The sequence below is a fragment of the Pseudomonas sp. B14-6 genome (assembly GCF_013260315.1).
GTDB classification, from domain to species: domain Bacteria; phylum Pseudomonadota; class Gammaproteobacteria; order Pseudomonadales; family Pseudomonadaceae; genus Aquipseudomonas; species Aquipseudomonas mandelii.
In genome coordinates this window covers 3,347,965-3,361,763 of record NZ_CP053929.1, presented here as the reverse complement: position 1 = coordinate 3,361,763, position 13,799 = coordinate 3,347,965, and the positions used below count along the sequence as shown (strand labels likewise).

Annotated in this window: 15 protein-coding genes; 8 read left to right on the top strand and 7 right to left on the bottom strand. The window is 59.6% G+C overall.

Annotated elements, in window-relative coordinates; genetic code table 11:
- The first annotated feature begins 151 nt into the window (after positions 1-151).
- Together HP062_RS15325 and hemH are read left to right on the top strand one after the other, a co-directional pair.
- Positions 152-1,054 (top strand): TIGR01777 family oxidoreductase, encoded by a 903-nt coding sequence (locus HP062_RS15325; RefSeq protein WP_172791635.1) that lies wholly within the window; start codon positions 152-154, stop codon positions 1,052-1,054.
- A 13-nt stretch (positions 1,055-1,067) separates the two neighbouring features.
- Positions 1,068-2,093, top strand: a complete 1,026-nt coding sequence (gene hemH, locus HP062_RS15320; RefSeq protein ID WP_010458238.1) for a ferrochelatase — start codon at positions 1,068-1,070, stop codon at positions 2,091-2,093.
- A gap of 104 nt (positions 2,094-2,197) precedes the next feature.
- Here the strand turns inward: hemH and HP062_RS15315 are convergent, their stop codons facing one another.
- Both HP062_RS15315 and upp read right to left on the bottom strand, forming a co-directional pair.
- Positions 2,198-3,472 (bottom strand): uracil-xanthine permease family protein, encoded by a 1,275-nt coding sequence (locus tag HP062_RS15315; protein WP_010458235.1) that lies wholly within the window; start codon positions 3,470-3,472, stop codon positions 2,198-2,200.
- 2 nt (positions 3,473-3,474) lie between these two features.
- Positions 3,475-4,113: a uracil phosphoribosyltransferase gene (gene upp / locus HP062_RS15310; RefSeq protein ID WP_172791634.1), complete on the bottom strand. Its 639-nt coding sequence runs from the start codon at positions 4,111-4,113 to the stop codon at positions 3,475-3,477.
- Between the two features lie 164 nt (positions 4,114-4,277).
- On the opposite strand from upp, the gene HP062_RS15305 reads away from it, so the two are divergent.
- Both HP062_RS15305 and HP062_RS15300 read left to right on the top strand, forming a co-directional pair.
- Positions 4,278-4,835 (top strand): hypoxanthine-guanine phosphoribosyltransferase, encoded by a 558-nt coding sequence (locus HP062_RS15305; RefSeq protein ID WP_010458232.1) that lies wholly within the window; start codon positions 4,278-4,280, stop codon positions 4,833-4,835.
- 4 nt (positions 4,836-4,839) lie between these two features.
- Complete coding sequence (locus tag HP062_RS15300) at positions 4,840-5,313, top strand: WbuC family cupin fold metalloprotein (protein ID WP_154501728.1); 474 nt, start codon at positions 4,840-4,842, stop codon at positions 5,311-5,313.
- Between the two features lie 9 nt (positions 5,314-5,322).
- On the opposite strand, the gene dauA is transcribed toward HP062_RS15300, so the two are convergent.
- Entirely contained in the window at positions 5,323-7,044 is a 1,722-nt protein-coding gene (dauA, locus tag HP062_RS15295) for a C4-dicarboxylic acid transporter DauA (RefSeq protein ID WP_010458228.1), read from the bottom strand.
- 151 nt (positions 7,045-7,195) lie between these two features.
- Between dauA and HP062_RS15290 the strand changes: the two genes are divergently transcribed.
- Positions 7,196-7,681 carry a hypothetical protein gene (locus HP062_RS15290; RefSeq protein ID WP_010458225.1) on the top strand — a complete coding sequence of 162 codons (486 nt, stop codon included), beginning with the start codon at positions 7,196-7,198 and terminating at the stop codon, positions 7,679-7,681.
- A gap of 63 nt (positions 7,682-7,744) precedes the next feature.
- Entirely contained in the window at positions 7,745-8,032 is a 288-nt protein-coding gene (locus HP062_RS15285; protein ID WP_010458223.1) for a PA4642 family protein, read from the top strand.
- Between the two features lie 202 nt (positions 8,033-8,234).
- Here HP062_RS15285 and mqo read toward each other — a convergent pair whose 3' ends face one another.
- On the bottom strand, positions 8,235-9,743 hold the full coding sequence (gene mqo, locus HP062_RS15280) for a malate dehydrogenase (quinone) (protein WP_077749003.1): 1,509 nt from the start codon (positions 9,741-9,743) through the stop codon (positions 8,235-8,237).
- Between the two features lie 737 nt (positions 9,744-10,480).
- On the bottom strand, positions 10,481-10,714 hold the full coding sequence (locus tag HP062_RS15275; protein WP_010458219.1) for a hypothetical protein: 234 nt from the start codon (positions 10,712-10,714) through the stop codon (positions 10,481-10,483).
- 205 nt (positions 10,715-10,919) lie between these two features.
- Here HP062_RS15275 and HP062_RS15270 point away from each other — a divergent pair, with 205 nt between their 5' ends.
- Positions 10,920-11,504 carry a YajG family lipoprotein gene (locus tag HP062_RS15270; RefSeq protein WP_010458217.1) on the top strand — a complete coding sequence of 195 codons (585 nt, stop codon included), beginning with the start codon at positions 10,920-10,922 and terminating at the stop codon, positions 11,502-11,504.
- Positions 11,505-11,601: 97 nt separating this feature from the next.
- On the opposite strand, the gene HP062_RS15265 is transcribed toward HP062_RS15270, so the two are convergent.
- On the bottom strand, positions 11,602-11,808 hold the full coding sequence (locus tag HP062_RS15265) for a hypothetical protein (RefSeq protein WP_010458215.1): 207 nt from the start codon (positions 11,806-11,808) through the stop codon (positions 11,602-11,604).
- 192 nt (positions 11,809-12,000) lie between these two features.
- On the opposite strand from HP062_RS15265, the gene HP062_RS15260 reads away from it, so the two are divergent.
- Positions 12,001-12,279: a hypothetical protein gene (locus HP062_RS15260; protein ID WP_154501724.1), complete on the top strand. Its 279-nt coding sequence runs from the start codon at positions 12,001-12,003 to the stop codon at positions 12,277-12,279.
- Positions 12,280-12,510: 231 nt separating this feature from the next.
- Here the strand turns inward: HP062_RS15260 and HP062_RS15255 are convergent, their stop codons facing one another.
- Positions 12,511-13,677 carry a 1-acyl-sn-glycerol-3-phosphate acyltransferase gene (locus tag HP062_RS15255; protein WP_077749002.1) on the bottom strand — a complete coding sequence of 389 codons (1,167 nt, stop codon included), beginning with the start codon at positions 13,675-13,677 and terminating at the stop codon, positions 12,511-12,513.
- Between the last annotated feature and the right edge of the window lie 122 nt (positions 13,678-13,799).

Here is a 13,799-nt window from a genome sequence, read left to right as displayed (position 1 = left end):
CCTGTACAATATTGTTTTTTGGTATAACTTTTAGCGTTCTCGATCTGACAGCTTGGCCTATTGTTAAACACAGACACTGCCCGATACCAAAGATCCCTGCTTATAAAAATAGACTAGTGATCAGGGTAAAACGCCACGCGAGGAAGAAGTCATGCACATATTGCTGACCGGCGGTACTGGTTTGATAGGACGTCAACTCTGCCGACACTGGTTGAGTCAGGGACATCGCCTGACAGTCTTGAGCCGTACGCCGGAAAAAGTCGCGAAAATCTGCGGTGCCCAGGTTCGCGGCGTCGCGTTGTTCGAAGACCTCGGGCAAGAACCGGTGGACGCAATTATCAATTTGGCGGGCGCGCCCATTGCTGATCGGCCATGGACGTCCAGGCGCAAAGCCTTGCTCTGGGCGAGTCGCATCACCCTGACCGAAACCTTGCTGGCCTGGCTCGAGACCCGCGCGCAGAAACCGCAGGTGTTGATCTCGGGTTCTGCCATCGGCTGGTACGGCGACAGTGGCGAGCGCGAACTGACCGAAGCATCTCCGCCGTCCATCGATGATTTCGCCAGTCAGTTGTGCATTGCCTGGGAAGAAACCGGCCAGCGCGCCGAGGCCATGGGTATTCGGGTGATCCTGATTCGAACCGGTTTGGTGCTGTCTGCCGAGGGCGGCTTTTTGTCGCGGCTGTTGCTGCCGTTCAAACTGGGGCTGGGCGGGCCTTTGGGCAGTGGTCGGCAGTGGATGCCCTGGATTCATATCAACGATCAAATCGCCCTGATTGATTTTCTTCTGCATCGCAATGACGCCAGCGGTCCATATAATGCCTGCGCGCCAAAACCGGTGCGCAACCGCGAGTTCGCCAAAACATTGGGCGCCGTGCTGCACCGACCGGCGTTCATGCCGATGCCGGCCTTGGCCTTGAAAGTGTGCCTGGGCGAGTTGTCACTGTTGTTGCTGGGTGGCCAGAAGGCCGTACCGGCGCGCTTGCTGGAAGCGGGTTTCACTTTCCAGTTCACCGATTTGCGCGCGGCCCTGGACGACCTGTCCAGCCGCCTTTGAAATAGGACGTTGCATGACCGATCACGCATTGCTTCTGGTTAACCTGGGTTCACCTGCCTCTACATCGGTGGCGGATGTGCGCAGTTACCTCAATCAATTTCTGATGGACCCCTACGTGATCGACCTGCCATGGCCGGTACGACGCTTGCTGGTGTCGCTGATCCTGATCAAGCGTCCGGAGCAGTCCGCCCACGCCTACGCGTCGATCTGGTGGGAGGAGGGCTCGCCGCTGGTGGTGCTCAGCCGTCGCCTGCGCGAGGCCATGGTTGCGCAATGGCACCATGGGCCGGTTGAGCTGGCGATGCGCTACGGCGAGCCGTCGATTGAGACGAAACTGGTTGAGCTGGCTGCTCAGGGCCACAAAAAAATCACCCTCGCACCGCTTTATCCACAATTCGCCGACAGCACCGTGACCACGGTGATTGAAGAAGCCAAGCGGGTGGTGCGTGAGAAGCGGCTCGATGTGCAGTTTTCGATTCTCCAGCCGTTCTACGATCAGCCGGAATACCTCGACGCATTGGTCGCCAGCGCGAAACCTTATTTGCAGCAGGATTACGATCACCTGTTGCTGAGCTTCCATGGTTTGCCGGAGCGGCACCTGAAGAAGATCGACCCTACCGGTCACCATTGCTTCCAAAGCGATAATTGCTGCCAGAACGCTTCGCCAGAAGTATTGGCGACCTGCTACCGCGCCCAATGCCTGCGCACGGCGTCGGAGTTTGCCAAGCGCATGGGGCTGGCGGATGGCAAGTGGTCGGTGTCGTTCCAGTCGCGTCTGGGTCGGGCCAAGTGGATCGAACCCTACACCGAAGCGCGCCTCGATGAGCTGGCGGGAATGGGCGTGAAGAAGGTGCTAGTGATGTGCCCGGCGTTCGTTGCCGATTGCATCGAGACGCTTGAGGAAATCGGTGATCGCGGGAAGGAATTGTTCCGCGAGGCGGGGGGCGAGGATTTGGTGCTGGTGCCTTGCCTCAACGATGATCCGCAGTGGGCGCGGGCGTTGAGTGCCTTGTGTGAAAGGGCGCCGTTGGCGCTTTAAAAGCTTCGCGGGCAAGCCTCGCTCCTACAGAATTGCGTCGTTGTGTCGAGCGACACACAACTTGTAGGAGCGAGGCTTGCCCGCGAAGGCATTCTCAAGGCTGACTACAACAACGGCTCATCCGCCTTCTTGTGCTTCCAGCTGTCATTGCCCGGCAGCAACAGATTCAGCCCGATCGCCACCACCGCGCACAACGCAATGCCTTTGAGGCCGAAGTCATCGGGGCCGGTGCCAGTGCCGACCAGCACACCGCCAATCCCGAACACCAACGTCACCGACACAATCACCAGATTGCGCGCTTCGCCCAGGTCGATCTTGTGGCGAATCAGCGTGTTCATCCCCACCGCAGCGATCGAGCCAAACAACAGGCACAAAATCCCGCCCATTACCGGCACCGGAATGCTTTGCAGCAGTGCGCCGAACTTGCCGACGAACGCCAGGCTGATGGCAAAGATCGCCGCCCAGGTCATGATTTTCGGGTTGTAGTTCTTGGTCAGCATCACCGCGCCCGTCACTTCGGCGTAGGTGGTGTTGGGCGGGCCGCCGAACAGACCGGCAGCGGTGGTGGCAATGCCATCGCCGAGCAGGGTGCGGTGCAGGCCGGGTTTCTTCAGGTAATCGCGGCCGGTCACGCTGCCGACGGCAATTACCCCGCCGATATGCTCGATGGCTGGCGCCAGGGCTACCGGAACGATGAACAGAATCGCCTGCCAGTTGAACTCCGGCGCGGTGAAGTGCGGAATCGCAAACCACGGTGCGGCGGCAATCTTCGCGGTGTCGACGACGCCGAAATAGAACGCCATGGCAAAACCGACCAGCACGCCGGAAATGATCGGCACCAGGCGGAAGATGCCTTTACCGAACACGGCGACGATCAGCGTGGTGAGCAGCGCCGGCATCGAGATCAGCATGGCGGTCTGATAGGGAATCAGCTCGGTGCCGTCGCCAGCCTTGCCCATCGCCATGTTGGCGGCAATCGGCGCCATGGCCAGGCCGATCGAGATGATCACCGGACCAATCACTACCGGTGGCAGCAGACGGTCGATGAAACCGGTGCCTTTGATCTTCACCGCAAGGCCGAGAAAGGTGTAGACGAAACCCGCCGCCATCACGCCGCCCATGGTCGCCGCGAGGCCGAACTGGCCCTTGGCGAGAATGATCGGGGTGATGAAGGCGAAGCTCGATGCGAGGAATACCGGCACCTGACGCCCGGTGACGATCTGGAACAGAATCGTCCCCAGGCCTGCGGTAAACAGCGCCACGTTAGGGTCGAGGCCGGTAATCAGCGGCATCAACACCAGGGCGCCGAAGGCCACGAACAGCATCTGTGCGCCAGACAGAACCGTGCGCCAGAGCGGATCGTTGAACTCTTGCTGCATGCTCAAGCGTCCTTCTGCTTGGTACCGAAGATCTTGTCACCGGCATCGCCCAAGCCTGGGATGATGTAACCGTGTTCGTTGAGTTTTTCATCAATGGAGGCGGTGTAGATCATCACGTCCGGGTGCGATTTGCCTACAGCGGCGATGCCTTCCGGCGCGGCAACCAGCACCATGGCGCGGATGTCGCGGCAACCGGCCTTTTTCAGCAGGTCGATGGTGGCGACCATGGAGCTGCCGGTGGCGAGCATCGGGTCGATGATCATTGCCAGGCGCTCGTTGATTTCCGGAACCAGTTTTTCCAGGTAGGTGTGGGCCTGCAGGGTTTGTTCGTTGCGGGCCACGCCGACGGCGCTGACCTTGGCACCCGGGATCAGGCTCAGCACGCCTTCGAGCATGCCGATGCCGGCGCGCAGGATTGGCACCACGGTGATTTTCTTGCCGGCGATTTTCTCCACCGACACGGTGCCGCACCAACCTTCGATGTCGTAGGTTTCCAGCGGCAGGTCTTTGGTGGCTTCATAGGTCAGCAGGGCACCGACTTCCTGAGCGAGCTCACGGAAATTCTTCGTGCTAATGTCGGCGCGGCGCATGAGGCCGAGTTTATGACGGATCAGCGGATGGCGGATCTCGAGGATGGGCATGGGAAAGGCTCCGGCGGCGGGCAAAAAAACCGGCCTAGATTAATCTATCCGAGGGTGTTGTCCTATAGACATACAGTACGTTAGTCCACAAACGCTTGATCTGGCCGTGCGGGATGCGTACCTTTGCCCGCTTTTCCCGAATCCGTCCCCCCCTGGAGAGCGCCATGTCCGCTGATCTCGAGCATATCCGTCAAATCATGCGAGAGGCTGACTGCCTGTACACCGAAGCTGAAGTCGAGGCGGCCATCGCCCGCGTCGGTGCACACATCAATGAACAGCTGGCTGACACTAACCCGGTGGTGTTCTGCGTGATGAACGGCGGCCTGATTTTCGCCGGCAAGCTGCTCACCCATCTGCACTTCCCGCTGGAAGCGTCCTACCTGCACGCCACCCGTTATCGCAACGAAACCAGCGGCGGTGACCTGTTCTGGAAAGCCAAGCCGGAAGTTTCGTTCCTCGACCGCGACGTGCTGATCATCGACGACATCCTCGATGAAGGTCACACCCTGGGCGCGATCATCGATTACTGCAAACACGCTGGCGCGCGCAAAGTGCACACCGCCGTGCTGATCGACAAGGACCACGACCGCAAGGCTCGCCCGGACCTGAAAGCCGATTTCGTCGGCCTGCCGTGCATCGACCGTTACATCTTCGGTTACGGCATGGACTACAAAGGTTACTGGCGTAACGCCAACGGGATTTTTGCTGTTAAAGGAATGTAAGAACATGACCGTGCCCAGCTTTCTTGATCAAACGTTGTTCGCCGGATTGGCCGAGAAAGCTGCGGCCAATCCGCGCGGGCGTCAGCATCACAACTTCCATCAGATGGAAGAGGCTTGCCATCGCATGGCGGTGGGGTTGCAGCCAAACACGTATATCCCGCCTCACCGACACTTGGGCGACAACAAGGCAGAAACATTGCTGGTCCTCAAAGGGCGGCTCGGTTTGCTGATCTTTGATGAGTCTGGCGTGGTCGTGACGAAGCAAGTCCTCGTCGCCGGTGGTGATTGTGTCGGCGTGGACCTGCCAACAGGCGTGTTCCATGGCCTGGTCGTGCTGGAAGCCGACAGCCTGATGTTCGAGTGCAAGGCCGGGCCTTATCGCCCGGTGGGTGAAGGTGAGCTTGCGCCGTGGGCACCACGTGAAGGCGAGCCGGGTGTGGCCGAGTATCAGGCGTGGATGCGCGCACAGTTTGATTGAGCCGTGCGCTCAATTTTCCTCGGCCAGCCAGCGTTCGCTTTTGCGACGGGCCTGTTCCAGGTTGTTCACGTAGGCCAGCTGACGCTGTTCCCGATGGATGCCCGCGCGCCTGAGCTTCAGGCGCACCCGTGGAGCGGTCGCCACCAGAATCAGGCCGATGCCGTCCTTGCGGTAATCCCTCAGGATATTGTCGAAGGCGGCCAGCGCCGTCATGTCCAGCATCGGCACGGCGCTCATCTCGACGATCACCACTTTGACCTCCGGGTTGAATTTGCGTAGCACCCCCAGCGCTTTTTCAGCTGCGCCGAAGAACAGCGGCCCGCGTATCGCGTAGCAGCGAACGTGCTCCGGCATGTCCTGCAAGGCCTGATGGAAGCCGCGAGGCAGTTCGGCGGTGTCGGTGAGATCGCTCATGCGCTTGATAAATAACCCGGCGGCCAGCAGCAGGCCGACGGCGACGGCCATCACCATGTCGAACAACACCGTCAGGCTCAGGCAGGTCAGCAAGACCAGCACATCGCTGCGAGGCGCGATGCGCAAGGTATGGAGCACGTGCCGGGCCTCGCTCATGTTCCACGCCACCATGACCAGCAACGCGGCCAGTGCCGCCATCGGCAAGTAGCTGAAAAGCGGTGCCAGGACGAGTATTGCCATCAGCACCACGGCGCTATGAATAATGGCGGCCAGTGGCGAAAAGGCGCCGCTGCGCACGTTGGTGGCACTTCGGGCAATGGCCGCCGTGGCGGTAATGCCACCGAACAACGGGGCGATCAGGTTGCCCAGGCCCTGGCCCAGCAGTTCTGCGTTGGGGTCGTGTTTGCTGCCGGTCATGCCATCCGCCACCACCGCACACAACAAGGATTCGATGGCGCCGAGCATGGCAATGGCGAACGCGGGCGCCAGTAACTGACGGATCAAATCGTAAGACAGGTGCAGCGGCTGGCCGTCGGGGCCGGGTAGATTCCAAGGCCAATCGAAGCTTGGCAGGAACGGCGGAATGCCGGGATGGCTGACGCCGTCGACCATATAGCTGAAGCGCTCACCCAATGTCGCCACCGCCAGCCCGCCGTGCTCCAGCGCCACCCCCAGGAGCGCGCCGATTGTCAGCGCCACCAGATGCCCCGGAATCCTCGGCACCCACCGTGGCCAGACAATCAGAACGGCCAGGCATGTGAGGCCGATGATCCCGTCCCCTAGTCGGGCGCTGGGCAACGCCAGAATCAATACGCCCAGTTGTTCAATGTAGTGTTCTGCCTGGCCGGCGGTGGTCAGGCCCAGCAAATCCTTCAATTGCAGGGTGGCAATGACAATGCCGATCCCGGCGGTAAAGCCCAGGGTGACCGGGTACGGAATGTACTGAATCAACCGCCCGGCTCGAATCAGCCCCAAGGCAATGAGAATGACGCCGGCAAGCATGGTGCAAAGCAGCAGGCCGCCCAGGCCATATTGTTGGGTGATGGGCAACAGAATGACCACGAACGCGGCGGTCGGCCCACTGACATTGAAACGTGAACCTCCCGTCAGGGCGATCAGGGGCGCAGCGATCAGTACCGTATACAACCCTTGCTGGGGCGGTACACCTACGGCAATCGCCAGGGCCATGGCCAACGGGATGGCAATAATCCCTACCGTCACCCCGGCACTGATGTCGCCGCGTAAGCGCCTGAGGGTGTAGCCGGCGCGCCAGGTCTGACGCCAGGCCGCAAACAATGGGGGGACGGAGAACGTCATGCACACTCCCTAGAAGACGATGCACTGTTGAACGACGGCTGAAAGCTCGTCCAGCATGGCCAACCTCGTACTGCGAAGTATTGACCTATATCGCCAATTCGCGCGGTTGATCCTCATGCTAGAGTGCTTGGCCCCGTCTTCGGAGCCCGTCATGAGCCTTTTGATCCGCAGCTGCGCCGTCCTGTTGCTGACCCTCAGCCTGCCTCTGGCGGCCGCCCCGGCGCCGATGCACGCGCAGTTTCTGCCGCCTGACGACCTTACCCTGCGTGACGCGGAGCCCGAGCAGCAACAGTTGTTGCAGGTCACCGAATATTCGGTGGTGGTTGGCAGCCAGCGTCAGTCCAATCAACAACCGATTCCGGTTACGTCTCCGATGATGATCCGCCTCAAGGGCAAATCCTTGAACAAGGGCGCGACCATCAACCAGGTGCTGGTCAATTTCGACGGCGAAAGCAAAAGCCTGAAAAAGCCGATCTATGACGAAAAAAGCAAAACCCTGACGCTGTTTTACCCGATGGCGCAGTACCGGGTGGTGATCGATTTGTTGCGCAATGGCACGGTCTATTGCCAGTTCCTCAGCTACGCCAACGGCCATGTCTGGGCCGATCTGCACACGGGCGCTGTTCGTCCGCGTTGAGCCTTGTGCCCGGGCAGGGGTAAACTGCCCGCCCCGTGAAATGTCTGCGAGCTGGAGTCGGCAATGCGTAAAGATAAGAAACAAGTGATTGGTGACGAGATCGGCGATGAGCAGATCAAGTTGTTTCTCGATTTCGAACCGGTCGACGCCACTTCGCCGTCCCTGCATAAGCTGATCAAGGCCTACCGTGGCCTGCGCATCGATGACTTCGAGCGTTTTCTGACATTCTTCGTCGCAGCCGGCCTGGACCTGGATGGCAAGGATGAGCACGGCAATGACTTCGTCGCCCTGATCAAGGATCAGCGCAATGCGGCCGAGTACATCGAGTTGATTGCCAAGGCGCGCGGCTGATCCCGGACACACCGGAATATGTGGCGAGGGAGCTTGCTCCCGCTTGAGTGCGCAGCGCTCACAAAATCTATGCCGTTCGCAGAGCTTTGGGGCCGCTTCGCAGCCCAGCGGGAGCAAGCTCCCTCGCCACAAAGATAATTTCAGCGTCCTAAAAAAAACGCCCCGCTCTCACTGAGAACGGGGCGTTTTTCATGGGGCCGAATCAAGCGTAGCTTTCGGTCTCGTTACTGGCTTCAACCAGTTCCAGGGCGACGTTGTTGTGCGCATTGATCTTGCGATACAGCGCAGCGTCGGTTTCCAGAACTTTTTCCCGGGCCGGGAAGATTTCCGCCAGTTTGGCAGCCCATTCGCCGGATGCCTTGTTCGGGAAGCATTTTTCAATCAGCTCAAGCATGATCGAAACAGTCACCGAAGCGCCTGGGGAGGCGCCGAGCAGGGCGGCAAGGGAACCGTCCTTGGCCGCGACCAGTTCGGTACCGAACTGCAGAACGCCGCCTTTTTTCGGATCCTTCTTGATGATCTGCACCCGTTGGCCGGCCACTTCCAGGCGCCAGTCTTCGGCTTTCGCCTCAGGGTAGAAGCGACGCAGGGAGTCCAGACGCTGCTCCATCGACTGCATCACTTCGCTGACCAGGTACTTGGTCAGGTCCATGTTGTTTTTCGCCACGGCCAGCATCGGGCCGATGTTGCCGGCGCGAACCGACATCGGCAGGTCCATGAAGGAGCCATGCTTGAGGAACTTGGTGGTGAAACCGGCATAAGGTCCGAACAGCAGCGACTTCTTGCCATCGACCACGCGGGTATCCAGGTGCGGCACCGACATCGGTGGAGAACCCACCGCAGCCTGGCTGTAGACCTTGGCCTGGTGATGCTTGACCACTTCCGGATTGTCGCAACGCAGCCACTGGCCACTGATCGGGAAGCCGCCGAAGCCTTTGCTTTCTTCGATGCCCGAGGCCTGCAACAGCGGCAGTGCCGCGCCGCCCGCACCGAGGAAGACGAATTTGGCGTCGACTTCGCGGGTGTTGCCGCTGTTGACGTCCTTGATGCTGACGGTCCAGCCGCTGCCGTTACGCTTGAGGCCCGTCACGCGCTTGCAGTACTTGACCTGGGCATCGGGTGCGCTGGTCAGGTGCTTGAGCAATTGATTGGTCAGGGCGCCGAAGTTGACGTCGGTGCCGTTCATTACGCGGGTGGCTGCGACGACTTCGTCGGCTGGCCGGCCCGGCATCATCAACGGCATCCAGTCGGCCATGGTGGCCTTGTCTTCGGTGTATTCCATGTCCGAGAAGGCGTGGTGCTTGCTCAGGGTCTTGAAGCGTTCCTTGAGGAAGGAAACGCCATCATTGCCCTGCACGAAGCTGAGGTGCGGCACCGGGCTGATGAACGTCTTGCAGGAGCCGAACGTGCCTTTTTTGGTCAGGTAGGACCAGAACTGCTTCGACACTTCGAACTGAGTGTTGATGTGCACGGCTTTCTTGATGTCGACGCTGCCGTCGGCCGCCTGCGGCGTGTAATTGAGCTCACACAGCCCGGCGTGACCGGTACCGGCGTTGTTCCATGGGTTGGAACTCTCCGCAGCACCGGAATCCATCAGCTCGACGACTTCCAGCTTGATCGCGGGGTCGAGTTCTTTGAGCAGTACGGCAAGGGTGGCACTCATGATGCCGGCCCCAACCAGTACTACGTCGACTGCTTCGTTATGCGCCATTTAACGCGTCTCCAAAATCTGCAGCACCAAATTGTCGGCATGGCTGCCAGGCGTTCCGGGGCGTGTCAGTGATGCCCAGGTACCCGTGGTCAGTGTTGCCATGTCCGAATCTTCGCAATTTTTCGCAACTTCGACGGATGCATGCGGCCGGGCCTAAAGAGTTACATGAACTCATCTCAGCGCGCGGCTGGCAATTCGACTTATGGTCGAGACATCCGTTTGTGCAACCAAATCCGTAGCGGACAGGCTTCAGGCTCCGGTGTTCGAGGAGTACTCGGTCCTGTGTCGTTGGGCTGTTTCAGACGCTAATGGTGCATGTTCAGACGCAAAACTATTCATTTGCTCGCCACACTCTTGTGAAGTTGTGAAAACCCGTTTTTTTCACGCTCTTTTGAAGACGTGAACCTCAAAAAAGGGCTGTCCCAGCCTGGCACCGTGCCCGGATGGATTGCCGTCATGGGGTACATGACAGGCAAAACGGGCAAACAGCTCAGTGACCGAGCGTAATGACAGCTCTGCAGATTCGCGAAAAGTGGGGTTTTTGCTCAAGGAACAGCAAGCGCGCCAGCTTCACTCGATCTGTGTGGGCGGCTCTCTGTGGGCGGTGCGGGGTGCCAATACCGAAGCATTGACGATGCTGCGAGGCCCGATCAGGAGACGTCCTTATAATCGGGGGAGATTGTATCTAAGAAACGCAGGGAAATGGACGTGTTTAATGACTTTTATTAGGCGTCTGGTCAGGTGGTCAACAGATGTTGCACCCGTGCACGTGGCCGGCGCTGGCTGACACGGGCACTCGGGGGCAGGGGATGGTGCAACCAGTTGAGGCGGATTTCTTCGATTTCGACCCAGCCATCGCCCATCGGCTGGAGGCTGCACTGCTTGAACGCCTGGCAATGGCCATTGCGGTCGAGCAGGGCAAAACTGCGGTGCAAGGGGCGTGGCGCGAACAGCGAGATGAGATAACGCATGACAAAGTACCTTGTGGGTGACCTGCCGAGAAGGTTGCCAGCAAGCCGTGACGTGAAAGTGTATGGGCGATGACAGATCTGTGACACGAGGGGGTTTCTGATGGGTTTGTAGGAAATTACTTCAATCATTGCAGCGCCCTAGTTCGCTGCAGTGGCGCACGGCTATACTGCGGGCCTGTTTGTGCCTGATTCTGGAGAGAAGAGCATGTTGCAACGCCTGTTGTTCGGTTTGATCACTGTGACCAGTTTGACCCTCGTCGGCTGCGCCCACAGCCCGCAACAACTGAACCCTGAACCCAAGCTGACAGCTCAGCTGGCGCCGGTCGGCCGCGGTCAGCCGGTGGTGGTGCGTGTGGTGGATGGTCGTCCGTCGCCAACCCTGGGCACCCGTGGTGGCTTGTACCCCGAGACCAGCGCGATCACCGTGCAGGGCGCGCAGATCCTGCCGAAGTTGCAGGCACAGGCCGAGGCGGCCGTGCGGTTGCTGGGCTTCACCCCGACCTCGAATGCGCTGAATGCCCCGCAATTGACCGTGACCCTGGCCGAGTTGAAGTATCAGTCGCCTAAAGAAGGCATGTACGTGACTGAAGCGACCATCGGCGCAACCTTCCGCTCGGATGTGCAGAACGCCAACCGTCGCTACAGCGGCCGTTACGGCGCATCCCTGGACCAGCGTTTCGGTATGGCGCCGAATCAGGAAACCAACACCAAGCTGGTCAGCGACGTGTTGAGCGATGCGTTGACGCGTCTGTTCAAGGACCCGACGATTGGTCAGATTCTCGGCGAGTAACTTTCGCGAGATTCAAAAAAGCCCGGTGCCAGCAATGGCTCCGGGCTTTTTCATGCCTGCTGATTACCGATCACCAGCAGGCGCGAGGCTGGTGGGGTCAGGCCGCTTGTGAATAGAAATCCAGCACGCTCACGCCGGTCAGCAAATCCGTCTCTGGCAAATCCGCATGCTGATGCCCGCCCAGTGCGCAATAAACCAGCCAATGGCGGTCCTGAACGTTAAAGGCGAGGCTTCCTACGAGGTTTTGTTGTTCGTCACTCTGGGCGATGAGGTAGAGGCGGTCCTGGTTTTCGGCGTGCAGCATGACGGTATCCGTGTCGGTTTCGAGGGCCGCCAGACTGGCGTATTCAGATGACGGAGCCGTGACACAGGGCAGCATTTGGTCAGATGGTTCGTTATTTGTCGGAAAGGCAGGGCAGGGGGACAGGCTTTCGGTAGAATTCGCGCCGCGGTCGTCGGTTCGGCGTCTGCCACACCTGTTTTGCCGAGGTCCGTGATGTCGTTGCATTTGATTTCGCTGTTCACCCACCATCCCGCCAAGTTGATCAACCTGCTGGCCTTGCTGTTGGCCTTCCCGGGTAGTTGGCTGCTGCATGCCACGCGTCGCCGTGAACAACGCGCCATGGCGAGCCTTGTCGCCCAACGCCAGAGCCGTCCGAACGAAGAGCCCACCCTGGATTGGGCGACGTTGCGCATGAACCGGTTTTTCTACCGCTTCGGCTTCACGTGCCTGGGGTTGGCGTTGCTGGTGTCGTGGATCAGCACCCGGTTCTGAATCTTTGACGCAGAACCTTGTGGCGAGGGAGCTTGCTCCCGCTGGGCTGCGAAGCGGTCCCAAAACCAGCCATCCTTGTAGCGTCAGGTAAACCGCGAGCACCGATGTTTCGACTGCTGCGCAGTCGGGCGGGAGCAAGCTCCCTCGCCACAGGTACAGAGCCTTGCCCACCTACCGCGTCGAGGCAAATAAAAACGGCGCCTCGAAGGCGCCGTTGTTGTATCCAGTCTATTACAGCGGCAAACCAGCCTTGACCCGATACTGATTACGCACCGGCGTCGCATATTGCAGCACCAGATACGGCCGATGTTCCTCAGGGCAGGCTTCCAGTCGGCGTTGCCATTCTTCCTGGGCCTTGGCCAGTTCGTCGGCCGCAAACACCTCGGCAGCTTTTGGCACCTGCAATTGCGGGTCAGCGTCTTTCCACTGCGCGTAAGCCAGGTAATGCACCGGGAATAACCGGTAGCCGCCGAGAATCTGCCGATCTATTTCGATCGCCAATTGCTTGGTGTCGTCGAACAGTTCGGTGATCGGCGCGGCGAAGTTCACGTGCACCCGGCCCTTGTAGCCGGTGATGCCCTTGGCGATGCTGACGTCGTCCTCGCCCGGGACTTTGGTGTAGCTGCCGGTGGTGGCGCGGATGAACAACTCGCGGGCCTTGGCCTGGTCGCACGGGTCGTATTCGTAGCTGATCGACACCGGGCTGACGTTGAGCGAGCGGATGACTTCGCCGAACGGCTCGTCCTTGCGGCTCATATGGAACATCTTCAGGATCGCCGACTCGGTGCGGTCATCACCGTCCTTGGCCCGGCCCTCGGCCTGGGCGATCCAGATGGAGGCGCAATCGTTGCGGATCGAGTGGTTGATGTAGGCGGACAGCAGCTGATACGCCGCCATCTTCTCGCGACGCCCGGTGATCGAACGGTGCACGATGAAGCTCTTGTTCAGGCGCATCAAATCGCTGACAAAGGGCTTTTGCAGCAAGTTGTCGCCGATCGCGATGCGCGGTGTCGGCAGGCCGGCGTGGTACACGGCGTAGTTGACGAAGGCCGGGTCCATCACGATGTCACGGTGGTTGGCGATGAACAGGTAGGCGCTGCCGGACTTGAACTGCTCGACGCCGGTGTACGTCACACCGTCCGTGGCTCGTTCGATGGTGTGGTCGACATACATCTCGACTTTATCCTGCAACGTCGCCACCGAGGTGACGCTGGCGAACTCACGGCGCAGCCGATGAGCTATAAGAGGTTTGAGCGCCCAGCCAAAGGCACCGGCAAAACGCGGGAAGCGGAAATGGATGAGGATATCTAGAAACGCCTTGTCGCCGAGCAGTCGGTCCAGCACCGCAGGGACTTCGCTGTCATTGTAAGGTCGGATGGCATCGAATTCGCCCATCATGCTCTCTTGTTAGAAACGGCTAGGGTAAGTAAAGGTTTTGATCGAAAACCAACGGGGCACGGTCTGAAAAGTTAGCCAGACAAAAATAGCCCTGCAAATAGACCGGCGATTATACGCACAAG